This window comes from Desulfobacter latus, from assembly GCF_013389365.1.
GTDB lineage: Bacteria > Desulfobacterota > Desulfobacteria > Desulfobacterales > Desulfobacteraceae > Desulfobacter > Desulfobacter latus.
Map to the genome: position 1 here is coordinate 1 of NZ_JACADJ010000012.1, position 24,295 is coordinate 24,295.

At 43.5% G+C, this 24,295-nt stretch carries 17 protein-coding genes; 5 read left to right on the top strand and 12 right to left on the bottom strand.

Going from position 1 to position 24,295, the window contains the following annotated elements; translation table 11 throughout:
• Positions 1–102: 102 nt before the first annotated feature.
• The 8 genes from HXW94_RS05510 to HXW94_RS05545 form a co-directional block, all read right to left on the bottom strand.
• Complete coding sequence (locus HXW94_RS05510; RefSeq protein WP_178365900.1) at positions 103–3,978, bottom strand: response regulator; 3,876 nt, start codon at positions 3,976–3,978, stop codon at positions 103–105.
• A gap of 106 nt (positions 3,979–4,084) precedes the next feature.
• Entirely contained in the window at positions 4,085–5,407 is a 1,323-nt protein-coding gene (locus HXW94_RS05515; protein WP_178365901.1) for a GAF domain-containing protein, read from the bottom strand.
• Between the two features lie 34 nt (positions 5,408–5,441).
• Positions 5,442–8,333 carry a chemotaxis protein CheB gene (locus HXW94_RS05520; RefSeq protein WP_178365902.1) on the bottom strand — a complete coding sequence of 964 codons (2,892 nt, stop codon included), beginning with the start codon at positions 8,331–8,333 and terminating at the stop codon, positions 5,442–5,444.
• Positions 8,330–10,291 (bottom strand): ATP-binding response regulator, encoded by a 1,962-nt coding sequence (locus HXW94_RS05525; protein ID WP_178365903.1) that lies wholly within the window; start codon positions 10,289–10,291, stop codon positions 8,330–8,332. Before HXW94_RS05525 ends, HXW94_RS05520 begins: the two co-directional genes overlap by 4 nt.
• Positions 10,284–11,393 carry a sensor histidine kinase gene (locus HXW94_RS05530; RefSeq protein ID WP_178365904.1) on the bottom strand — a complete coding sequence of 370 codons (1,110 nt, stop codon included), beginning with the start codon at positions 11,391–11,393 and terminating at the stop codon, positions 10,284–10,286. The genes HXW94_RS05525 and HXW94_RS05530 overlap by 8 nt, the downstream gene beginning before the upstream one ends.
• Before the next feature lies 1 nt (position 11,394).
• On the bottom strand, positions 11,395–12,051 hold the full coding sequence (locus tag HXW94_RS05535) for a cobalamin B12-binding domain-containing protein (protein ID WP_178365905.1): 657 nt from the start codon (positions 12,049–12,051) through the stop codon (positions 11,395–11,397).
• Between the two features lie 37 nt (positions 12,052–12,088).
• On the bottom strand, positions 12,089–12,526 hold the full coding sequence (locus HXW94_RS05540) for a hypothetical protein (RefSeq protein WP_178365906.1): 438 nt from the start codon (positions 12,524–12,526) through the stop codon (positions 12,089–12,091).
• A gap of 164 nt (positions 12,527–12,690) precedes the next feature.
• Positions 12,691–14,154 (bottom strand): response regulator, encoded by a 1,464-nt coding sequence (locus tag HXW94_RS05545; RefSeq protein ID WP_178365907.1) that lies wholly within the window; start codon positions 14,152–14,154, stop codon positions 12,691–12,693.
• A gap of 396 nt (positions 14,155–14,550) precedes the next feature.
• On the opposite strand from HXW94_RS05545, the gene HXW94_RS05550 reads away from it, so the two are divergent.
• From HXW94_RS05550 to hisA, 5 genes are read left to right on the top strand one after another with little or no spacing between them, the layout of a single operon-like run.
• Positions 14,551–15,666: an ABC transporter permease gene (locus HXW94_RS05550; protein ID WP_178365908.1), complete on the top strand. Its 1,116-nt coding sequence runs from the start codon at positions 14,551–14,553 to the stop codon at positions 15,664–15,666.
• Positions 15,663–16,409 carry an ABC transporter ATP-binding protein gene (locus HXW94_RS05555; RefSeq protein WP_178365909.1) on the top strand — a complete coding sequence of 249 codons (747 nt, stop codon included), beginning with the start codon at positions 15,663–15,665 and terminating at the stop codon, positions 16,407–16,409. The genes HXW94_RS05550 and HXW94_RS05555 overlap by 4 nt, the downstream gene beginning before the upstream one ends.
• A 21-nt stretch (positions 16,410–16,430) precedes the next feature.
• Positions 16,431–17,495 (top strand): MlaD family protein, encoded by a 1,065-nt coding sequence (locus tag HXW94_RS05560; protein WP_178365910.1) that lies wholly within the window; start codon positions 16,431–16,433, stop codon positions 17,493–17,495.
• A 4-nt stretch (positions 17,496–17,499) separates the two neighbouring features.
• Positions 17,500–18,174, top strand: coding sequence for an ABC transporter (locus tag HXW94_RS05565; protein WP_246293758.1), 675 nt, complete (start codon positions 17,500–17,502; stop codon positions 18,172–18,174).
• Between the two features lie 27 nt (positions 18,175–18,201).
• Entirely contained in the window at positions 18,202–18,966 is a 765-nt protein-coding gene (hisA, locus tag HXW94_RS05570; RefSeq protein WP_178365911.1) for a phosphoribosylformimino-5-aminoimidazole carboxamide ribotide isomerase, read from the top strand.
• A gap of 224 nt (positions 18,967–19,190) precedes the next feature.
• Here the strand turns inward: hisA and HXW94_RS05575 are convergent, their stop codons facing one another.
• From HXW94_RS05575 to HXW94_RS05590, 4 genes are all read right to left on the bottom strand, one after another.
• Positions 19,191–20,207, bottom strand: coding sequence for an NYN domain-containing protein (locus HXW94_RS05575; protein WP_178365912.1), 1,017 nt, complete (start codon positions 20,205–20,207; stop codon positions 19,191–19,193).
• A gap of 117 nt (positions 20,208–20,324) precedes the next feature.
• Complete coding sequence (locus HXW94_RS05580; protein ID WP_178365913.1) at positions 20,325–22,277, bottom strand: tetratricopeptide repeat protein; 1,953 nt, start codon at positions 22,275–22,277, stop codon at positions 20,325–20,327.
• Positions 22,278–22,645: 368 nt separating this feature from the next.
• Positions 22,646–23,353, bottom strand: a complete 708-nt coding sequence (locus HXW94_RS19450) for a hypothetical protein (RefSeq protein WP_246293759.1) — start codon at positions 23,351–23,353, stop codon at positions 22,646–22,648.
• Between the two features lie 109 nt (positions 23,354–23,462).
• Positions 23,463–23,831 (bottom strand): hypothetical protein, encoded by a 369-nt coding sequence (locus HXW94_RS05590; protein ID WP_218576589.1) that lies wholly within the window; start codon positions 23,829–23,831, stop codon positions 23,463–23,465.
• Positions 23,832–24,295 lie beyond the last annotated feature (464 nt).

Consider the following 24,295-nt stretch of genomic DNA (forward strand, 5'->3'; position numbering starts at 1 on the left):
TTGTTCAATTCTAAAGTACACTAAAGGAACGTGCTGTTCACAGTATTTTTTTTAAAAAATAATTTTCAGCATCTCAAAAACACATTTTGATTTTACGAAGTGTCAAACGGAAAATGAAGGATGCCCAATCTCTTTATGTTTTTTTACCTTTTCAAGGGCTTCCACCCCGTCCCGGGCAACAATAACCGTCATGCTTTTTTCTTCGAGAATACTTGAAAGCGCAAAAACATTTCTGATATCGTCATCAACAATCAGAACCGTTTTTTCACCCAGTACGGTTTCTTTGTCATGCACCATTTTCAATATTTTTTGTTTATCCCTGGGAAGATTTGATTCAACACGATGCAGGAACAAGGCGGATTCTTCCAGGAGCCGCTCCGGCGATTTGGCGCCTTTGATAATGATGCTCTCCGTATACCGGCGAAGCTGTTTATCTTCTTTTTCCGATAATTCCCTGCCGGTGTAAACGATAACCGGAATCCTGGATAATAAATGATTTTTATTTATTTTTTCAAGCAGCTCAAATCCGGACATATCTTCCAGGCCAAGGTCCAGTACCATACAGTCAAACAGCTCTTCTGAAAGCTTCTGATATGCGTCATTCCCGGTTGACACAATCGTCGTAACAACATCCCCGTTGCCAATCAGCTCCTTCATACTTTCGCTTTGGATGGGATCATCCTCTACGATTAAAAGATTTTTAATCGGTTTGGAAATGATATTTTCAATATTTGCAAAGGTTTCATCAACCTTTTCGAGGGTGAGCGGTTTGGATAAAAACCCGATAGCGCCCATGCGCATGGCATCCATAGCCCCTTCACTTGCGGACATGAAATGAACCGGGATATGACTCAGGCTGGAATTATTTTTCAATCGTTCCATAACCGTCCAGCCATCGATACCGGGCAGCCCAATATCTAGGATAATGGCACTGGGCAGATAATATTCGGCAAAATGAAGCCCGGTTTCCCCGTTTTCAGCCACGATGCATTTGAAACCACGTTCTCTTGAAAAATCCCGCATCAGTTTGGCTGATTTATAGTCATCTTCAATAATCAGCAGCACCTTGTCCCCTGGATTTAATTTTTTTCTGTCATCCCTGACGAATTCAGTCTCAAAAGACACGCCTTCCGGCAGATCCGGTTGTTTTGAGGTTTTTTCCGGTACCGGTTTCCGTACCGGCACCGCCGGTTTCGGCACACTATTTTCCCCGACTTGAATTTTCGATGGCTGATTTTCACGATTTTCAGGAATGACAATAGTAAAGGTGCTGCCCTGACCCACACGGCTTTCAAGATGAATAAATCCACCAAGCAGTTTGGCAAGTTCTCTTGAAATAGACAACCCGAGACCGGTTCCGCCGTATTTGCGGCTGGTACTGCCGTCGGCCTGCTGAAACGCCTCAAAAATAACGGCCTGTTTATCTTCCGGAATTCCGATGCCGTCATCCCTGACAGCAAAAGCAATCGACGTATCGACCTTCAGATCCGTATCCATAACGATATCCACGGCCGGGCGGGATATATTAAGGTCAACGGCCCCCTCTGTTGTAAATTTAAACGCATTTGTCAGCAGATTTTTTAAAATCTGCTGGAGGCGGAGATGATCCGTTTGAATGGTTCCCGGTGCTGCCGGGTCAACATTGATATTGAAACCGACCTGTTTTTGTTCGGAAATATCCTTAAAGGTCCGGTTCAGATCTTTCACTATACTTTTAACCTCAACATCCTCTGTCATGATTTCGACCCTGCCGGATTCAATTTTTGACAGATCAAGAATTTCGTTAATCAGGTTCAACAGGTCTTTGCCTGATGAATGAATGGTTGAAGCGGATTGAATCTGCTTTTCGGTCAGGTTTTCATCTTTGTTATTTGACAGAATCTGGGAGAGGATAAGGATACTGTTCAGCGGGGTTCTTAATTCATGAGACATATTCGCAAGGAATTCAGACTTATATTTACTGGCAATTTCAACTTCCTTTGCCTTATTTTCAATAATGACCTGGGCATTCTCCAGGTCTTCATTCCTCCGGCGCATCTCTTCCTGCTGCTTTTCCAGTTTATTGGCATGGGTTTCCAACTCTTCATTGGTGACGCGAAGTTCTTCCTGCTGGGCCTGGAGTTCAGCTTCCGATTCTTTTAATTTATCGGCCTGCTCTTCGAGCTCTTCATTGGTGACGCGAAGCTCTTCCTGCTGGGCCTGGAGTTCAGCTTTCGATACCTTAAGTTCCTGGGTCTGTGCTTCCAGTTTTTTGTTTTTTAACTCCAGTTCAGCCTGCTGCTCTTGGGCTTGTTTATATAACGCTTTAATCGTCTGCTGGGATCTTACCGTATTCATGAGAATCGCCGTATTATCCGTATTTTGTTTGATGAAATCAAGCTGCAGCGCTGTAAATCGATTGACGGACCCCACCAGGAATACCCCTAAAAGATCTTCGTCATAAACCAGCGGGACAATCAAATAATTCAGTGCCGGGCGTTCTCCCGCGCCATAGTTGATCTTGGGACCATCATCTTCCACATCCGTAAAATTAATTATTTCTCTTTCCGCCGCTGCCTGGCCGACCATGCCCTCACCGATTTTAATATGATTGAAATTACCTTTTCGGTCTGTAAATGCATAGCTGCCGATCAGCTTCAGATCGCTTTCGCTGCACTGATACACCGCCCCGATCTGGGCGTTAAGGTGTTTGACGATAAAAGAGATAAATTGCTGTGCCAGCGACTGATCGTCATGTTCGCCGCGCATGGCATCATTCAAACCTTCTTTTCCGTTTCTCAGCCAGGCGCGTCTATAAAGATCTCCTGCCATCCGGTTCAACGCATCAGCCAGTTGTCCAAGCTCATCTTTTTGATCCAATTCAATTTTCTTTTCAAAATTTCCTTCTGAAATGGCCTGTGCAAATTTCATATCCTCAATAATCGGCCTGGTAAATTTCCGTGCCATAATAAATGCCGCAACACCGATCAAAATAATTAAAACCGAGGAAATGCCCAATCCCTTTTTAATAATCGTTCTAACCGGGGATTCAACCTCGAATTTATCAATTTTAGAGATCAGATACCATTCAACACCATTGACATCCAGACGATTGTAAGCGGCGAGAACTTTTTTTCCGGCACTGTCAATATACGTACCATGGCTTCCTTTGACGCCATATTTTACTGCATCGTCCCAGTAATTCAAAGTACCCAGAGCAACGCCGGTAACATATCTGCCGCCCCCCATGGTCCGAAGGTCCGTCCTCAACTCAAATCGCTTGTTTTTTTTACTCCAGCCGACAATGTAGGATTCACCGGTCTGCCCCATCCCTTTTCTTGATTCAATGATGTTTGTTAAAAAGGAGGCAGGCCACTGAACAACAATCACTGCAATTAATTTTTTTTGTGAATCAAAAACCGGTTCGCCGTAAAAAGCACTCTGGATTCCCCCTGACGGCTCATAAGATGCGAAATCCTCAACACCCCCTTTTTCTGATTCGACAACTTCCTGAAATACGTTTGCAAGGCCGGACGCTTTGAACGTATCACTTAATAAGTCAGCACGCCTGTGGATTTTTCCTTCAGTACTCAGCAATACGTTTCCGCTTTGTACGTCAACAACGAGAAGATCTTTGTAGTTGTGCATTTTACTATACGCTTTAAGATACTGGATGTAAGCGTTTATTTGTTGTTCCGAATCCACAAGCGGCCCGCCATTGATTTTTTTTTGATCGGCAATCAAATCATTAATCAATTTAATGGTCTGGGGGTCCCGGGCAATCATCTGAATGGAAGTGTAATGATCTCTGAAAGTATTCTGGAGCTCATTTCGCCTCAGTTCCTGCACAGTGATCAACTGATTGAACGATTTATCCATCAGTGCCTCTATTGCCATTCGACTGCTGAAAAATCCCGCGATACAGAGTGGAATAATCCCGGTAAAAATGAATAGAGAGACCAGTTTGGGGCCGATATTGATGTCACTGAATTTTAGCATATAGCGTCCTCAAGTTTCGGATAAAAGCAAAAAAATCCAAGCTGCAGTCGACATTTATACTTGGATTTATCAGTCACTTCAACGATCTTTGGCGTTTGATAGACTCCTATTCCTCATAACCATCCATATCTGAATAATATTTTTTAATACAATCCGGGCAGATGCCGTGAGTTAAATCAGCCTCAGAGTTTTCTTGGATATATACATCAACTTGATTCCAATATCCTTTGTCATCGCGTATTTTTTTACAGTGTGAACAAATCGGAAGCAGGCCGGATAATTTTTTGACATTTGCCAGTGCCTCGGTCAGTTCATTGATCAGTTTGACTTTTTCTTTCTCTGCGGTTTGTCGCCTCTCCTGGAGATGAGCGTTTCTAAATGCGATTGCGACCAGTTCCGAGAAGCCTTCGGCAATTCTGATATCAGTGTTTGTAAAATCAGATCGTTTATTGATAAAAGACATCACACCTACGGCGTTATTATTCACGACCAACGGCGCAAACAAAACGTTCCTGGGACATAATTGTCCCGGAGACAAGCTGTTTTGATTTCCGCTGATTGGAAGATGGTTGATATAATCTGCCTGAATGGATTGAGACGTTTCCTGCTCAAGGCTTGCAATCTGTTTTTGCAACTTTTTATATTCCCGATTTGAAATATTGTCAAACTCAGGGAATAAAACGTGTTCGTCCTTTCCCTCTTCAGCGCGCAGTGTGATGTATCCAAACGTTGCCCCAACAACCCGGGAACAGATTTCCATTATGCTGAGAGCCGTCCGAGAAAAATCTTCCTGTTCAATGATCAAACGCGCCGCTTCCAGAAGATATGAAATTTCAGATTCTTTTTTTTGCATCGCTTTGAGTGCTTTTTGGGATTGTCTTTTTGCATGCTGCAGGTCTGTAATATCTGTAATGGTAACAAGCAACTCCTCCGTGGGTCGCGTGTGATCTGTATTCAAGCCGGCCTCCTGCCGGCAGGCCTCGATCAATATATCAAGAAATTGGTGTTTTTTGACTTTGAGTCTCGCTTCAATCTGTTTGCCCTGGGGAGATTTGAAAAACGCTTTGTAACGGGCTCTGAACGCATCGGCATCAGTCTTGTCCAATAAATCGGCAAAGGCCTGCCCTGATTGTTTTAAAGCCATCCCATCAATCAGCGTCATGAATGTGGCGTTAAATTGTTTGATAATACCGACAGGATCAAGCACCACATAACTTATCGGGGCCTGTTCAAACAACTGGACATATTTGTGACGGTTGATTTCAAGATTTTTCTGAATTCTAATCAGCTCTTCGTTCTGGATCTCAATTTCTATCTGGTGGATCTGTAATTCTTCAAAAAGCTTCTGAATATCTTGCCTGTTCATTGCATCAGTAAGTTTCGGCATCTTGGTGAGGCGTGCGGCAGCCTTTTTTCGTAATTTATCCATATTATCATCCAAACTCATATCGTTTCTACCTCCCCTAATTTTTTACCGAAGGCTGGTTTTTTAAAAACAGAGCGATTCGGTCTTCTGCTAAAGAGAAGGCTATAAAGTCAGCTGAAGACACCCCTTCTTTTTTAACCGGAATATGAATTCGTTCAATCAAATTTTCATTCATTGAACGCACTATCCGGGATTGTATTTTCAACGATTTATATTCCGGCCATATCCGGTAAAATGATTTCCCCTTAAATGAAGACAAATAATTATCCGAGTCCGGACCCAGGCAGGGGAAAAAATTTTCCAGAATCAATTGATTATTGGACCGCCTTTTGAAAATGTAAATTTTCGAAGTATTTTGTTCGCAGATCAAAGACAACAACAGTTCCTGCAAGAGTTTTAATTCAACACGAGCTTTCTCTTGTAAGGATTCGTCGAAAAAAGTCAGAATGGTTCCCGAATAGGAATCAGGACCGATATAATACGGTAAAATGCGGATAATGAAATGAGAACCGTCCTTCAAACTTCTTTTTACACTGACCATTTTATTGTTTTTCTGTACGGATTCAATGGCTTTCATCAGATTGAAGTCAACAATACTATGTGCAAGGTCGGAAATCGGTCTGCCGATGTCTTTTTCAAGAATGTTGAAGACCCGGGTCAGACCCGGTGAGTTCTTCCGGATATCATTGTTCTCATCCAGAATCAGAATTTCGATCCCCATACCGGTCAGAAGATTTTCAACGTCATTATTCATTTCAGTCAGTTCGATGATCTTATTCTGATACTCGGAGTTGACGGTGAACAGTTCTTCATTGGTTGACTGAAGCTCTTCATTGGTACTCTGAAGTTCCTCGTTGCTTGACAAAAGCTCTTCGTTGGTTGCCTGAAGTTCCTCGTTCGACGTTTCAAGCTCTTCAATCGTTGCCTGCAGGTTCTCGTTCGAGAACTGAAGTTCCTGTTCCAGATCCCGGATCCTTTGCTGCACATCCGCTCCTATATCATAGATCCCTTCATGGGCTGTTTCATCTCTGCAGACAGGCGGTTTCATCTCTTCGAAGAAAACAGCGACCAAATTTTCATGGTCTTTTTTTTCCGGCAGCGGAATGATCCGGAGGTTTATTTTTTTCGATTTTAATCCGCCATCAATTTTTATGTTGGCGTATGTTAACTCTTCCCCGGACCGGAACACTCTCTGAATGCCGGTTGCCAGCGGGATGGAGAGATCTTTGATGGCCATTTTATTGATATTGTATTCAACCCGGCCCGAGGGCACTTTAAAATATGCGTCGGCATTACCGAAAACATGGAGGATATCCATCTGCTCATTGACGATGATCGATAACGGAAGAAATGAATTTTCCAGTACATTCATGTATCGGTTCATCATGTCATTGTTCTCGATATGTCGGAAGCGCCTGAATGTTTCCCTGAATAAAAAAGAGGACGGGGTCCGCTGACGCGGCCTGTTTTCCGTGACAGCACCGATTGGGTCCATTAAACTGTTTTGTTTGCCGGAGGACCGGTAGATGTTATATCTTTGATGTACTGTTTCAAAGCAATCATCCATGTCCCCGATGGTTTCTGACGTTCCCAGAAAAAGAATCCCGCCCGGATTCAGTGAAAAATTGAACATTTCCATTGCCTTCTGCTGCAAAATCGGCTGCAGGTAAATCAACAGGTTTCGGCATGAAATCATGTCGATTTTAGTGAACGGCGGATCTTTGACCAGATTATGCTGGGCGAACACCACCATTTCTCTGATATGACGGGCAATCTGATAATGCTCCTCTTTGCGGTAAAAGTATTTGCCAAGCATTCTAGGCGTTAAATCGGCTGCAATACTCTCAGGGTATGTCCCGTTCCCCGCATGAACAATGGCGTCACGATCAAGATCTGTTGCAAAAATTTTAATATCCCTTGCCACCCCGAGATTCTGCATGGCTTCTTTGGCAAGAATAGCGATCGTATAGGCTTCCTCACCGGTGGAGCAGGCCGTTACCCAGAACCGGAGTTCTCTGTTTTTGGCCTGGTCGATCAGATCGACCAGGCTCTCCATAAGCGCTTCCATGGCATCTGCATCCCTGAAAAAGCTGGTTACGCCAATGAGCAATTCTTTGTAGAGCGTCATAATTTCGACTGGGTATTTCTCAAGATATCTGACATAATCACTGAGCCTGTCTATCTGATTGACGCTCATACGCCGCTGTATCCGCCTGGTGATCGTTGACGGTTTATAATAGGTGAAATCGACTTTTGTTTTTTCTCTCAATTTCGTAAATATCCGGCTCAAGCCGCTTTCATCTTCAAGCAGGGTTTTATTGGTTTTTCTCCCAATAACATAAGGGTGTCCCACGTATGCCATTAATTGTTCCGGCATGTTTTTGGGCGGTAGAATAAAGTCCGGCACACCGGTAGAAACGGCCGCTCTGGGCATGCCGTTAAACTTGCAGGTGGTCTCATCCTGCACCATCACCATACCGCCCTGTTCCTTTATTGCCCGGACGCCGCGGGCACCGTCACTGCCTGTGCCCGATAATATAATGGCAATGGCCCGTTCCGCCTTATCTTCGGCAAGAGATCTTAAAAAAATATCGATGGGAAGATTTATCCCCCTTGTATTATCTTTTTCTTTCAAAACCAACCGGCCGTGGAAGATCGACAAGTTCTTTTTAGGCGGAATCATATATATATTGTTGGGTTTCACAGCCATTCCATCTGCAGAACGGTGTACCGGTATTTTGGTTTTTTTTGAAAGCAGTTCAACCATCAGGCTTTTGTAATCCGGTGAGAGATGCTGGACAACAATAAATGCCAGATTGCTTTTTTCCGGCATGTGACTGAAGAATTCTTCAATGGCTTCAAGCCCGCCGGCAGACGCTCCGATACCGACGTAATGCACCACAGGGCTATCGCTTGCGCCTTTTTTCATTTAAATCCCCCCTGCTTTTTTGCGGCATCCAATAATTTTCTGACGGAATGGGCCATATTCTTTTGGGAGATGGGTTTGTTAAAAATTTCATCAATATTAAGTTCCTTCAGCTCAGTATAAGACGCTTTTTTATTGTAACCCGTGGCCATGGCAACAGGAATGTCCGGTCTGACCGTTTTAATCTCCCGGGCCAATTTGTCCCCGGTCATTTCCGGCATGGTCATGTCTGTTATCACCAGATCAAATGCAAACGGGCTTTCTTGAAAACGCATCAGGGCTCTGCGGCTGTCTGTTTCTGTTGTGACGCGGTATCCAAGTCGTTTCAACATCAGGGCTCCAAGTTTTACGATTGCGGCTTCATCATCTACGAATAAAATATGTTCCGTTCCTGAGGGCATGTCATTTTTCTCGTTGAGAAGCGATTGCATGGCTTCGGACTTGCGAAGGTACAGCGTAAAAACGGTGCCTTTCCCCGGTTCACTCTCACAGGTAATATGGCCGTTGCAGTCTTTGATAATACCGTGAACTGTGGATAACCCTAAACCGGTGCCTTCCTTGGCCGTTTTGGTTGTAAAATAAGGTTCAAATATTTTGTTTTTGATCTCTTCGGGAATACCCTGCCCCGTGTCGGAAACCGCTATTTTGACATAACCGCGGTCCGTTGAACCGTAGCTGGAAAAAGTTAGAGACGCGTCGTCATTATCAGCCTCGCAGACATCCACAGTAAGACACCCTCCGGTATCTTCCATGGCCTGAACAGCATTTGTGCACAGGTTCATAAGAACCTGATGTAAACGGGTGGGGTCCATTTGAATCGACCCATCGGTGCTGATATTTTTAACAATTTTAATTGTAACGGGCGCTGTGGACTTCAAAAAACTGAGTACCTCATTTACAATGGTTGACACCTTGATGGTCCGCCTTTTTTCTTTTGTCTGGCGCGCAAAGGTAAGTATCTGTTTTACAATTTTTTTTGCTCTTTCACCCGCAGAATAAATTTCTCGGAGATTATCTTCAAGTTCAGAGTTGCTTTCCACTTCTTCTAGAGACAGTTCGGTATATCCGATGATTGATGCCAGAATATTATTAAAATCATGGGCAATCCCGCCGGCCAATGTTCCTATGGCTTCCATTTTTTGTGCATGCTGCAGATGTTCTTCAAGCCGTTTACGATCCTTTTCATTTTTTTTAACCTCACTGATATCCGTTGCGATATGGATAACCTTTTCAACCTGCCCATTCTCGTCAAGCACCGGCGTACAAGATATAAAATAGTCCCCGCTAAGCGTTTCGAGAAACGTTGTACCCGACGCCTCACGTCTTGTCAGAAGGGCCTTGTTCATGGGACATTCTGATGGCGGAGACGCTCTGTTATGAAGGACTTCAAAACATTTTCTTCCAATAATATCACTTCGCGGCCGGCCCAGTTTTTTTTCCGTGATATCATTTGCTTTCAGTATGGTATAGTCTGCATCGGTAATCAGGGTAATCTGACCAATCGCCTTGAACAAGGTTTCCCAGTCCTGTGTGGTCCGCCTCAATTTTTTTTCGATTGATTTGACTCGTAAAATGGAATTAATTCGAGATAAAAACTCTTCGGTATTAAAAGGGCGTTCGATAAAATCCTCTGCACCGGCATCAAAACCTCGGGCTTTGGTGGCAGGTTTATTGTCAAAATTTGATAGAAATACAATTGAAACATCCTGAAATTCGGGATTGGATTTGATTCTCCGGCACACTTTAAAACCGTCAGGATCAGGCATGACAACATCCAAAAGTAACAGGTGAGGCTTAAAACTTTCTGTTTTCTCTATTGCCTCATCTCCTGTGGATGCTTGATTTACCTGAAAACCGGCCCTGGTCAGAATTCGGGATGTAACAAACAATTCGTCCGGATCATCATCCGTAACCAGTATTCTGAAGAATTCTTTTTCTGTTGAATCGGTATCATCATTCATGAGCGGCTCCCTTTTCAGGCAAGATAAAATGGACATGTGTTCCTTTGTTTACTTTGCTGTTAATCCATATTCTTCCGTTATGCGCTTCTATAATTTTACGGGCGATCACCATCCCTAAACCGGTACTTTTCTCACCGCCGGTCTTCTTGATACTTGTTTTTTTGAATGGCTTGAATATTTTATCCAATTCGTCTTTGGGGATCCCGGAGCCCTGATCTTCCACTGAGAATTTTATCTGCCCGGCATCAAACGTCAGCGTCACGGCAACCTGGCTTTTTGGGGGGGAATGTTCGATGGCATTGGATACCAGGTTGGTGATCACCTGTTCGATTTTTGATTGATCGATTAAGAGTCGCGGCAGTTCCGGACTCTTTTTTACCATCAGCGCAATCCCTTTTTTTTCGGCCTGCAACTTGTTGAGACGCAACCCCTGCTCCAGGACATCACCGATATTTACCGGCCTGAGATCCAGCTCAAATTCCCCGGCTTCAATGGCGCTGACATCTAAAAAGTCATCAACGATACGCTTCATGAATACACAGGATTTTTGAATGGTATTTAAGAACCCAATGTGCTCGGCGTTCAGGTCGGGGGATGCTTCATCAATCAGAAACTCTGAATAAGAAAGGATCAATCCGATGGGTTTTCTCAGATCATGGGCCGCCATGCCCAAAAATTGATTTTTCTCCTGGTTCAAAGCATCGAGCTGGGCATTTTTCTTATGAAGCTCCCTTGTCAGGTTACTCAATTCTTCGTTCAGTTCGAGGATCTCTTTACGAACAGTCTCAAGTTCATCATTGTCCAGTTCGCCGACTGCATATATTGAATTACCATGGGTCTTGAATTTAAACAGATAGGTCTGGGGCAGGCCGTTCCGTCTCTTGATATTCAATGGCTGAACAACATTTTCTTTTTGTCTGAATGAATCAAAATCAAAGGTATTGTAAAAGTCGAGCACAATTGATTCAAATGGCTTTCCCGCCAAGGTATCGCCTAAAAACTTGTGGGCGGATCGATTGGCTGACTGAATTGTACCTTGCTGATCGAGAATAAAAAAAAGCAGGGATGACTCATTTAAAAAGGTTTCATAAATCGGCATCATATTATTCGCTATCCACTTTATTGTCATTGATTCCAAACTCTTTTTCCAGTAAATCCAGAGAAGCGATGTAGTGCAGATTTTTAAAATCATCCAGGAAAGGCATTTTCCCCCAGCGAAAGGCTTGTCCCCCAACAATGATATCCAACTGTGGAAATGATGCATTCACCGCTTCAATCTCCTGTTTCAAGGCTGGGAAATTGAAATAGATACTCAGTGACAACCCCAGCATATCCGGCTTGATATCCCCGATAAATGCGAGCATTTGATCCGTCGGGGTGTTGGCACCTAAAAAATAAGTATCCCATCCGTTTAATTCCAGAATGTCCGCTACCATCTTGCCCCCTATCTGATGGTATTCGTTAGCGGCACACGAGATCACAGCTTTTTTTGAAACCCTGTTTTTTTTGAAAAGATGTGGATAGACCATATTGAGAAGGCTTTCGGTAATGGCTGTCACCAGATGTTCCCGGGCAACTGAAATTTTGTTATTTTCCCACAGATGCCCGACCTCATAGAGTGTTTTTTCAAACAACTGCCGGTATAACACCTTAATTTCAATGCCTTGATCAAGAAGCGTTTGTACAATTTTTCCGCACGTCAGGCGGTCACCGTTGAGAAGCGCTCTAAAGTAGTTGTCATAAAAATCCTGATCAATCATGAATTTCTCCAAAAGGTTTTACTTGACTCCATGGCCCTTATTCATTGCGATCAGTCAATTTCGTAAAAAGCGGTATATTGACAATTAGCCAGTTATAAAATGGATAGATCTGGGCGTATGCTTCCCGGGAGATATCGTTTTCCAAATTTTTCAGCCAGATGTTTAAATTTGCGGCCCAGTATGTGGGGTTAAATCCATGAGAACGATAAGCATTGAAAACCCACAAAACAGTTTCAACAAAGACCTCCGGCGAATATTCCATAAAGAGAGCGTTCATGAAGCGGGCAAAATTGCGATTGTTATCTTCAGCCATGGGTAAGTTGTTTTTGCCGATCAGCTTTTCCAAATCATCTCTCTGGGAAAGTGTGACATTTCCTTTTGCAACCAGTTCATCACATATTCTACTGAATTCTTCAGCGATTTTTTTTTCGGGTGGTATCAACCGGCCCGCTGATCTCAATAGTTTCTCTTTCAATGCTTGTCTCCTTATGACAATCTCGTAATGGGGTCAAAGTCGGGGAATAACAGCCCACAAAACAGATTCACACTGATTCAACCCAAACCACTATAACATAACATATTTCACGTGACTCTAATTGACATATTAATGACATATTATTGTCAGGTCAACACTGGTAATCAACCTTGTTCTGAGAGTAGAAATGACCGTAAATTTGTTTTCAGGCCTTGAATGTTGAGTTTCTTGCGGATATTATTGCGATGAAAAAAGACTGAACGCTGGCTGATATTTAACACATTAGAAATTTCTTTGCTTGTTTTGCCTATTTTTATCAGATCAATCACCTGAATTTCCATTGGCGTAAACTGCCGATACATGTCAGGAACACTTTTTTTAAGCGGAGACAAACTTTCCAGTGTGTTCTTTTCAATTATTTTGAATATAATTTCTAATTCTTTTTTATCTTTGCAGGTTTTTATTCGCCCGTAGTACGGAAACACTAACCGGTCAAAATTTTCCAGAACTTGATCTGCCAGTTTCTTTTTACCCTCCTCCCTTGTTTCCAGTAAGACATTAAGAGCGATATTTTTCTCTGCCAGTTTTTTCGCATGGATTTTCAGTTCAGTTTTGCTTTTTTCTCTTTGAATGAACATGGACAGAATTGGCGCGACAAATTCGCAGATCATCTCTAACTGTTTCCGATCATCAAGGGTAAAGCCGCTGGAATGATCTGCCAGGCCGATAAGACCGATACACCCCCCTTCTAAGACCAAAGGCCCGGCTAAAGCATTTTTGAATATCACCGAAGGTGAAAACCCTGTTGTCTTTTTGTTGGTTGCTGAAATTTTTTTTGCCTTCATTGATGCGGCCCACACGCCTGACCACTTAAGATATTGATAAATTTTGTTTTTTGTACTGTCATTATAACCGGTCGGCCAGTTTCGTTCTGAAATGGCAGGACAGACCAGGTCACCGTATTTGTTTAAAAAACCAATGCAACCATATCTGCAGTTAAATGATTGAAGCAGTAACACGGTTACCTTTGAATAGACGTCCTCTGTATCCTCGGTTAGAAAAACTGATGCGATATCATTATTGAATGAAATCCACCGTTTCTGTTTCGTTAATAAGTGTTGGGCGGTTTCTTTCTTTTTAATTTCCCTGTTAAGTTTTTCAGTCCTCGCTGCCACCAGTTCTTCAAGCTGGTTGCGATTTTTTTCCAGTTCTCTTTGCATAAATTTGATGCGCAAAAATGCTCGGACACGCGCAAGAAGCTCCCGATTTTCTATGGGCCTTGCAATATAGCCATCGGCTCCGGTTTCCAGCCCGAACGACTGATCTTCTGAGCTTGTTTTCAGGGATGAAATAATGATCACCGGTATGTGTTTAATCTCTTTATCCGCCTTTAATGTAACCAGTACATCAGCGCCATCGATATCAGGCAGAATCGCATCAAGCAATACCAGATCCGGTTTCAGTGTTCGTGTAAGGGCAATGGCCTTCTCCCCTGTTGCGCCTTCAAAAACATGATATCCGGCTTTTTTTAGAATACGGGATGTGGCAAACAAAACATCCGGGTCATCATCAATAACCAATATGGATAATGAACTGAGATCATTACTATTATCGATATTTGACTGCATAAAATGGTTCTCTCGTTTTTGCATAGGCTAATATTTACTCAGTGTTTAAATAGACAATTGATAAACGATGTAAGTTCCATAATCCTAACCAAATTACACAAACCAACACAAAAGAACAATAATTTCGATAAAAGGTGGCGGTGATTTTTCCATAGGCAGTGAAGGAGTCGGTATATAGTATCTAAAATTTTATACTATTCTTTATTAAAATAAAAAATCTAATATTCAAAATAGCTGGATTGATCTTATTTTTGGTTGACAAAAATCAACTATTTCGTTATTTCGAAAAATAGTTCTTTGAAAAGGTAAGTGCTTGTGCCTAAAAACCATGGCATGTAAAACCTTACGGGTAACAATTTTTCAAACATAAATAATTTCAAAGTACAAGGGGATACGTTGTCTGAGCTGAACATTGAAACCGTAAGCCGGACAACGGCAATGCTTTTTTCAGGACGGCTGGATGCCCCGGGCGTAGCCCGGTTATGGGATACTGCAGTTAAAACGGTAAAAAAGACAGGCCGGGGAAAAATCCGGATAGATCTTGAATCCGTTGATTATATGGATATGGCCGGTGCCACCTTTATCTCCCATTTAAGCCGCCTGGCAGGCAGCACACCGGCAGAACAATCCAACGTCGTGACCGGGGTCAAAAAAGAGTTCGCCCCCCTGCTGGATCTGTCCCAAAAATCAAAAAACGAGGCACTATCCCCGCCGCCGAAGGTCTCCTACATTGAAAAAACCGGTAAAGACCTGACCACCTCACTTGAAGATGCCAAGATGTTCATCACCATGGTTGGAGAGATCACGGCTGCGCTGTTTTCGTGCTTAAAAAATCCGGGCCGTGTCCGGTGGGCCGACACCTGGATGGTGGCGGAACGCTCCGGGGTCAACGCACTGCCCATTGTGATACTGATTTCATTCATCGTGGGCCTGGTTATGGCGTTCCAGGCCGCCATTCCCATGCGTATGTTCGGCGCGGAAATATATGTGGCCAACCTCATCGGCATTGCCATGGTCAGGGAGCTTGGGCCCCTGATGACCGCTATTGTGCTGGCCGGCCGCTCCGCATCCGCCTTTGCCGCGGAAATCGGCACCATGAAGATCAACGAGGAAATTGACGCGCTCACGGTCATGGGCATGGAGCCGATCAGATTTCTCATCGTACCACGGGTCATTGCCGCCACCCTGATCACACCGTTGCTCACGGTTTTTTCCAATCTTGTGGGCATCCTTGGCGGCATGGTTGTCATTCTTTCCTTTGGCTATCCGCCAATCAGCTATTATAATCAAGTGGTGGGATTTGTCTCCTGGGAAGATCTTGCCGGCGGCCTTGTCAAATGTTTTGTATTCGGCCTTCTCATTGCCGCCACCGGCTGCATCCGGGGGTATCAGACATTGAGGGGACCTTCCGCCGTGGGCGATGCCACCACAAGGGCGGTGGTATCCTCCATCATTTTAATTGCGGTGTTTGACGGTATTTTTTCCGTAATTTACTTTTATCTGGGTATATGAGCAAAACCATTATCAATGTCCGGCACCTGTGTGCCGGGTACAACCACAACGCCATTATGGAAGATCTCAACTTTGATATCCAAAGTGGTGAAGTGTTTGTTATCCTCGGCGGTTCCGGCTGCGGCAAAAGCACGGTACTCAAACACATGATCGGCCTGGTGCCGCCGGTGTCCGGTCAGGTCTTCATCCATGGCGAAGATATAACAAACGCCCGGGGAAAGGCGCGCAAACGGTTGCTTGCCGGCATTGGCGTAGCGTTCCAGAACGGCGCACTGTTCGGCTCCATGACCGTACTGGAAAATATCATGCTGCCCCTGATGGAGTTCACGGATCTCCCCCGGGAAGCCATTGAAGCCATTGCCCGGGTCAAACTTGATCTGGTTGACATGGGGCATGCCCTTTATCTGCTGCCCGACGAGTTGAGCGGCGGCATGAAAAAAAGGGCCGCCATTGCCAGGGCCATGGCCCTTGATCCGGCCATTCTCTTTCTGGACGAGCCCTCTGCCGGACTGGACCCTTTAACCTCCGCCGAACTGGACCGCCTGATCCTGGAACTGGCCGGGGCCCTTAACATCACATTTGTCATTGTCACCCATGAGCTTGAAAGTATTCTGACCATTTCCGACCGGGTAATCATGCTGGGCAAAAAGGAAAAAGGCATCATTGCCCAGGGTGATCCCAGAAAGCTCAAGGCAGATCCGTCAAACCCATATGTATATAAATTTTTTAACCGGAACCCATAACTACCATTTGGAACCTGACCCATGACCCGGAAAACCAATTATTTTAAACTCGGTCTTTTTGTCATCCTGGCCTTTGCACTGACTGCGGCCATGCTGATTGCCTTTGGTGCAGGTCAGTTTTTAAAGACGGAAACCCTTGCCGAAACCTATTTTAACGAATCTGTCCAGGGCCTGAACATCGGATCGGAAGTTAAATACAAAGGGGTAAAAATCGGCGCTGTAAAATCCATTACCACCCCCACAAAGGTGTACGACATTGCCTCAAATTATGTACTGGTCACTTTTTCCCTGTCCGAAAACTGCTACGTGGGGCAAACCGGAAAAAAACCTGAAGAACGTATGAAAAAAGCGGTCGACGACGGGCTTTCCATATTTTTATCCTTTAACGGCCTGACCGGATCCGCATATCTGGAGACCGATTACAAAAAAACCGGACCGGATGACCTTGAAATCTCCTGGACCCCGGAAAATCTGTATGTGCCTTCCCGGTCCAGCAATATCAAAGAGGTATCCGATGCCATCAGCCATGTAATGGAAGCCTTGAGTACCCTGGACCTCCAAGAGATGAAAAAGGATCTTTCGGCCCTGCTCAAAAGCCTGAATATCACAAAAGTGTCGACCCAGGCGGAAAGTCTGCTCAAGGAACTTCGCCAGACCAACAAGGATCTGGGCAACACCCTGACATCCGGTCAGGTTAAACGGATTCTGGCGGATGCAGGCGCATCTGTGGCAGACGTAAAGCAAATTGTCCATGACGCCAAAGACCCCATTAAAGACGCCCTGGCGGATATCAATACGGCATCCGGCAGTTTCAAACGCATGGCCACCGGCCTGGAACAAAATTACGAAGGAAAATTAACCGACATGTCCGATAAAATGGATACGGTTCTGGCCAGTCTTGAAAAAACATCCCGGTTACTGGAAAACATGATCTGGACCAATGCGGACGTCATTGAGAAAATAATCGGCAATCTGGAGAATACCACTGAAAACCTTAACCAGTTTACCCGGGAGCTGCGTGAGTACCCGGGCAGTATTCTCATGAAAGCCCCACCCAGGGCATCAACATCAGGAAAGGAGAAATAATCCGTTGAACAGCCTTCGTCATTTAAGGGCCATGGTCCTAACGCGCTTATCCCTTTTCATGATAATCCCCTGCATCTTAACGGCAGCCGCCTTGTTTAACGGATGCGGGATTAAAAATGATTACACGAAAAAACAGATGTTCAGACTTTGCGCAGACTGTAACGCCCCTGCCGGCCAACGCAACCGGTCAACCGGGGTCCCGCTGGTTGTTAAGCGCCTGGAGATTTCACCGGAATTCAGCGGCGCGGGATTTGTCTACCGGGTGAATCAAAACCGGTTTACCAAGGATTATTATAACAACTACATGACATCTCCGGCCCGCATGATCAGTGATGTGATGTTTGAAGCCTTGGTCGACTCGCCTCACTTTGCCCCGGCCCCCAAAAACCGGATTCCGGACGACATCTTTCAGTTATGGGGTAAAATCACAGCGCTTTATCGTGACCAGCGCAATGCGTCCACGGTATCGGCTGTGGTAAGCATGGCGCTCAACCTTGACCGCTTGAACAAAGCCGGGGTCACAAAGGTTCTGTCAAAAACCTATTCCGCCCAAATCCCCCTGGGCACAGACACCAGTCCCAAGGCCTATACCCAGGCCCTTAATCGTGGATTGGCCCGGATCATCAAAAATCTTCTGTCGGATTTTCAAAACGTGACGCCCCCGGCGGATAACCAATAACCAATAAACTTTTTCAGGATGTGTCATATGAAATTTCGACCCTGTATTGATCTTCGAAACGGCAAAGTGGTCCAGATTGTGGGCGGCACCTTGTCCGACAACACCCAGGACAGGCTTGTCACCAATTTTGAAAGTGCCCGGACTCCGGAACAGTTTGCACGGATGTACCAGGCAGACCAGCTTTTCGGCGGCCATGTTATTGCCCTTGGCCCTGGCAATAGCCAGTCAGCCCTTGAAGCGCTGCAAGCCTTCCCCGGTGGGCTTCAGATGGGCGGTGGGATTGATCCTGAAAATGCACACACGTTTCTGGATGCCGGCGCATCCCATGTCATTGTCACATCCTATGTGTTCTCCAATGGCCGCATGGACATGGACAAGCTCAAGACCCTGGTGAATGCCGTGGGAAAAAACCGTCTGGTGCTGGATCTAAGCTGCCGGAAAAGGGACGGACAATTCCGGATTGTGACGGACCGCTGGCAAAAATTCACCGAAAAAGCCGTAACTCCGGCCATTCTCGAACACTTGTCCGCATTCTGTGACGAGTTTTTAATCCACGGCGTGGATGTGGAAGGCAAAATGCAGGGTATCCAGGAGGAACTGGTAACGTTGCTGGGAGAACACAGCCCTATCCCGGCCACCTATGCCGGCGGTGCAAGCCGATTTTCAGACCTGGACCGGGTAAAAGCCCTTGGCAAGGGCCGTGTGGACCTGACTATCGGGTCTGCCCTGGATATTTTTGGCGGCAGCATCCCTTACGGACAGGTGGTGGCGTGGCACAAAACTCAAATCTGACCCGTTTATATCTAAAATTTATTCTCGCACAAAGCCTCAAAGGCACAAAGGGTCACAAAGTCGAATAAAAATCTTTGTGTTTTAGTGTCTTTGTGCGAGCTTTACAACTGAAACGCGTCATGTTTAGAATTGCTGCTGATTATTATGTTAAGCTTGGCATTATCAATATCAGAAGTAGTCAACGCCACGTCAATAAAAAACTTAGGCTACATAAATAGACAAAGTCAACACTTATATTTATCTACAATTATTTCAATTTCAGAGGCCTTACCGTTTCGCTCATCTGTAGAATGTTCACAAAGATTCGGTTGCTTGAACACATTAAAACGAACCTTCAAACCACGCTTTAAAGGAATATCCCTATACGATTTTTCAATATTGGATATATGAAAATAATAATCCCCGGTTTCATGTTCAATAAATCCGTAATAATGGATGAATTTTTTAATACTTCCCTTTAATTTATTATTTTGTTCCTTTTTCAAAGTAAGTAGTCGAATAGAATGGTTGGGAGGCGTCATATCATCTGATTTGATTTCAAAGATGGAATATGATTGAATCAACGATATCAGATTCCTGTGTCCAAAACTCCTAGGGTCAAATCCGGGATCTTCATTTTTAATAACTTCGCCTAATTTGGCCAGTTTCACCCATTCAGAATTGGAAGCAGTTATGGATTCATAGGTGTCGATTAGAAAATTTTCAACTGAATCAATATGCGTCATTGTTTGGCCATTGCTGTCATTGTTCTGAGACACAGGTTTTGGGGAAACGGGAAGAGGCACTGGTGATAAATTATTTGTAAAGACAAAATCATTGCAGGCCTTTTGGAAAACGTCTTTGGTCTGCCTATTTCCAATACCCAAAACATAGAGGCCGTTTTCCCTGATTCTTAATGCCAAGTTATAAAAATCACTATCGCTTGAAACTATACAAAATGCATTGATCCTGGGATTCAAGTGAATAATTTCAATAGCATCCATCATCAATGCGCCATCAGTAGCATTGTTGTCATATCGAAACTGCTGAACAGGGCGAATGCCAAATCTATGCAGATCATCCTTCCACCCATTCATATTGTTAGTGGTCCAGTCCCCATAAATTCTTTTAAGGGCAAGCTTACCTATCGGCCTGTTCGCATCAGAATTACCGGAACGGATCTCTTTTAAAATAGATTCGAGCAAAGATGGTTGTGCATTGTCACCATCAATCAGAACTGCAAAAGTTAATTCTTTCTCCATAACCATTTACCTTACCATCGAAAAATTAGCAGCATTGAACTACCGACATTGTCAGCAAAGAACTTATAGAGGAATAGGCCTTTTGACAGGCCTGCCCCATATGAGAAACAAGATATGCTAAAAATCAAGAAACTCGTATTCAATCTCGTCGACGACATCTTGAACCCCCTCACAAAGGCCGACTATTTTTTTATCGTCGACAAGAACGGAGCTATTTTTTACACACTGAATCAATAGGTCAAATAATTTATAGCGAGTCTCAGAAAAGGGGGATTGAAATACTTTCACGGCTATTCCTAACCCTCCTTGGTTATCAGCAAAACCGTATAGCACGTCCCTCCCTATATCCGATAATTGTCCATTCACCAGTTCCAGTAGAGGCGAAACAAGTATCAGTGCCAATAATTCTTTAGGCAATAATGAAGAATATGGCTTTTCTACCCAGACCTCATCATTCAAAAATGAATGCCACCCCGTTGACAGATGTACGCTCTCCGAAACAACGCCCTTAAAATCTAAAAAAAATCGTTCTTCACTTGGACGCTCGGATTTTTCTTCTTGTTGCCAATATAATTCCGGCAAGTTCAATTTTCCATGCATTGAAATAATAGGATCAAACGAAGAAAATATAGTTTCCAATTGCATCCTGCAAAGAGTCGCCACACATTCCATTTGCCGATTTTGTTGATCAAATTGATTACATAGGGAATAAAGCTTTATGTACTCATCCCGGCCAAGGTAATTCCAAAAAAGTTTACTGATATTGGAAGAGCCTAAAATGGCAATATGTTTAGCTGCTCCAAATTTCCAAGACCGAAATTCTTCAATCATTCTTTCCAAAGCCACTTCAGCCGTTTCCATGGAAATCCAACTCAAAATTTCAACTAACTTTACATCAAAAACTATTTTGTTTTCTGATTCCACGCTGATTCCTAAAATAAGATTGGGAATCGGATAGTTCTCCGGATCGAATCCCTGAAAAGAACGCAGAATATTCATAAAATATTCGTTACTGTTCTTACAGAAATCCCTTTTTTTTAATGCAAGGACAAAATGAAAAAATAACCAGTCTCGATGAACATCAACACTGCTATATCCTGAATCAATGGCATACGGCTTATACCTTCTATGCTCATCGTCTTTTCCTTTTTTCCAGTGACTTCCACGAGGCCAATGTTCCAGGGCTGCGAAGCAGGACTGAATGAACAGGTTGTGCGTATCTTCAACAGTTGAGGACGTGTCTACAATCCTCTCGTTGATCCAATGCTCCTCAGAAGTTATGGGGTGCCCAATAGGACCTAATGTTTCAGATCGTGCAGCAGCATTTACCAGATCTTTTTTGCTCGCCTTTAGAAGTTCAAAATACAGTTTGGCTTTCAAGGCCCATGAGGCACCATCTGTTTGATCCATATTGGTTGCGTTATCAAGAACCTCGATGGTAGCATCTGCATCTCCAAGCTCCATAAATTTTTCACCAATACGGCGATAAATATCCGCGCTTTCCCCTTCTTCAGCTAATTTGCCCTTTAATTCAGTAAGTTCATTCCATGCAGAAATTTTAAATGATTCAGAGAAATCAACAAATGCTCCATCCTGCATGGTCACCGCCAAAAGGTCTCTGAGGCTATCCGATTCAATATCAATGGAGGAATAGTTTTTTAGCATTATATAAAAAGGGGGTAAGCGTCTGAGAGCTTCCTCAGATAATTTTTTTTCAATTTTTAAACGAGTTTGAAGCTTTTGTCCCCTTAACGATATTTTTTTTGAATCCACCCCACCTTTCAACATGCGGTAAGGAGGAAATGCATTCCCATCTTCTGTTGATTTAGGGAAAAGACGTTTGTAAGGATTAAGGATACAAAGGTTATCAACAAACGTCTCGGCTTCTGATTTTACCAAAAATTTCTCCTGACGTTTATTGAAATTGTCTTTTTCAGATTCAGCAATAAATTTCTTAAAGTCCTCTTTATCCTTAATGATACCCCGGACCCAGTTGCTTAGTCTCGGAGCATCATAATACCCCAATGATGCTACAAGCTCTGTCAGTGCTACGCTTTTTTCATTTGTCATGTTTAATATCCTTTCAAATAAGTATCATTACAATTCAACAACTCAAACTGCATCCACTTTTGAGTCCTCAGTTTAAGGATACCAAATTGGTAGCATAGAGATTTTTTTCTATTTTTTTCAAAAAAATAGGGATTGTAGTTCACGCACCTGTTTTTCAACTATCCCCATATTAACAACTTATATCTTCCTGGATAAACATTCACCAAGCTGAGATAAAAAAATGTTGGCACAATCTATCACAAGAAGACAACACTCGTAAGTTCTTATAACAGCCACGGACTGACCTGGTTTCTCACCGTGGTTCAGCCCACAACGAAAGTCGAAAGATCTGTGTGAGTTACACAGACTTTCTTATAAATATTGCCTGGTTATAACGGATTTGGGGGAGGGTACTTAAAACCGCTCATTGAAGCGGAAGTCAAAAGATTTTGCAGCCAATTTTCATGATATCTGGATTTGTTTAGCCATTCGGCAGGACACCTCCATCCATCATGTCTTTCTACCGTGGTCGGGTTGCACGGAGCAAAATTTTGAATCAACGCCCACCCCCTGATACTCAATTCTGCTGACTGCAGATTTCCATGAAAATAAAAAGTAGAGAACAAATGACGGTCCATTCTCTGCATCAATCGATCTACCATATTGCTAGTTCTGTGACATCCCGGCAAGTCATACGCATTGGCATAGGATGACAGGTTTTTTTTAAATTTCATTATGGGTTGGAAAATAACGTCAGGAAGATTCTTCGCTGCATCCGCCCATTCACAAAGCCTGCGTATCCGTTGCGAAAAGGAAGCTTTGGACTCTGCCTCGTAGCAATGCCAAATTTTGTCGGCTACAGAGTCGAATATATCTTTGAACTTTTTGCTGGATCTGTCTCGAATTTTAATGAATACATGAAGGAAGCAAGCAATGACCGAAATCCCAAAGAAAAGGGACTTCCATGCGTTGATAGTTGCATTCCAACCGTCGGTGTTTACGGATTTCGGTTGGTATTCCGGATTTAGATCCAAAGCTTCGTCCCTGAATATTCTATAGCTCTCTTTCAGTCCTTTTTCTCCGGCATCTTCACTCACGGAGGCACCTATAGTTCCGGTCAAATGACTTGATACCAAAACTTGGAACTTAAAACAAATAAATCAATATGTTATGCCTAAAAAACGGTATCAAGTCATATGACCGGAACTATAATATGCAATTTTTTCCTACAGTCGTAGCAATATAAACCTTGCTTCCTTTCAGTCTGGAATGTTTCTCATCAGCGGCAAGATGCTCGGGAAGGAGGTTGGGATCATTGATAGTCGTTCCAATGATACTGTTTCGGCCGAGACTTTGTTCTATTCTGTACCAATACATCGCATCTTTACCAAAAACATGGGCCAAAGCCCAGAAAGGCACGTCAAATTTTCTGAGAAACACAGCATTCTCAGCATCGGCTGAAAATGCCACATGGTAAGGCATAACAAAGGAAGGCCTGATGGTGTAAGAAACACCATTCACAAGAATTCTGCGTGTTGGTATCCCTGTTTTTTTTGAGATCCGTATTTCTTTCATCGTATAACCTTCTTTGATTCCGTTTGGAAAAAGCTCCGGGAATTTTTCAATGAATGGCGTCAATTCATTCCTGAACTCTATTGGATCTTTTATAATGTCATTATATTTTAGTTGATTAAAAGGGAGAACAATTGTACGTTTTTTGTAGGGAGTTGATTTTGATGTCTGAATTTTGGGCCACCTTTCGTTTTCAGATTAAGTTATCAACCCTATTATAAACGACAGATTGCTTATTGTTCAGTCAAAAAATCACTCCCTCCCCCAAATCCGTTATAACCAGATATTGCTATGATAAGCTATTTGTTATTTTGATCGGGAGGTAAACCAAAATTCGGACTAAGAATACCAAATCAGAAGCTTGTATGGCATAAATATATGTGGAAGTTAGAACCCCACAATAATGGTATAAAAGCGGACTGACAACGATTTCAGAAAGGTGAGAAATAACAAAATTAAGGCTCACG

What these genes read in the sequence shown, in the direction of transcription:
- HXW94_RS05535 (WP_178365905.1), bottom strand. Translation starts at nt 12,051, where the DNA reads ATGATTGATCAGGATTTTTATGACAACTACTTTAGAGCGCTTCTCAAC.
- HXW94_RS05515 (WP_178365901.1), bottom strand. Translation starts at nt 5,407, where the DNA reads ATGGATAAATTACGAAAAAAGGCTGCCGCACGCCTCACCAAGATGCCG.
- HXW94_RS05530 (WP_178365904.1), bottom strand. Translation starts at nt 11,393, where the DNA reads ATGATGCCGATTTATGAAACCTTTTTAAATGAGTCATCCCTGCTTTTT.
- HXW94_RS05525 (WP_178365903.1), bottom strand. Translation starts at nt 10,291, where the DNA reads ATGAATGATGATACCGATTCAACAGAAAAAGAATTCTTCAGAATACTG.
- HXW94_RS05560 (WP_178365910.1), top strand. Translation starts at nt 16,431, where the DNA reads ATGACCCGGAAAACCAATTATTTTAAACTCGGTCTTTTTGTCATCCTG.
- HXW94_RS05580 (WP_178365913.1), bottom strand. Translation starts at nt 22,277, where the DNA reads ATGACAAATGAAAAAAGCGTAGCACTGACAGAGCTTGTAGCATCATTG.
- HXW94_RS05545 (WP_178365907.1), bottom strand. Translation starts at nt 14,154, where the DNA reads ATGCAGTCAAATATCGATAATAGTAATGATCTCAGTTCATTATCCATA.
- HXW94_RS05510 (WP_178365900.1), bottom strand. Translation starts at nt 3,978, where the DNA reads ATGCTAAAATTCAGTGACATCAATATCGGCCCCAAACTGGTCTCTCTA.
- hisA (WP_178365911.1), top strand. Translation starts at nt 18,202, where the DNA reads ATGAAATTTCGACCCTGTATTGATCTTCGAAACGGCAAAGTGGTCCAG.
- HXW94_RS05575 (WP_178365912.1), bottom strand. Translation starts at nt 20,207, where the DNA reads ATGGAGAAAGAATTAACTTTTGCAGTTCTGATTGATGGTGACAATGCA.
- HXW94_RS05555 (WP_178365909.1), top strand. Translation starts at nt 15,663, where the DNA reads ATGAGCAAAACCATTATCAATGTCCGGCACCTGTGTGCCGGGTACAAC.
- HXW94_RS05590 (WP_218576589.1), bottom strand. Translation starts at nt 23,831, where the DNA reads ATGAAAGAAATACGGATCTCAAAAAAAACAGGGATACCAACACGCAGA.
- HXW94_RS05520 (WP_178365902.1), bottom strand. Translation starts at nt 8,333, where the DNA reads ATGAAAAAAGGCGCAAGCGATAGCCCTGTGGTGCATTACGTCGGTATC.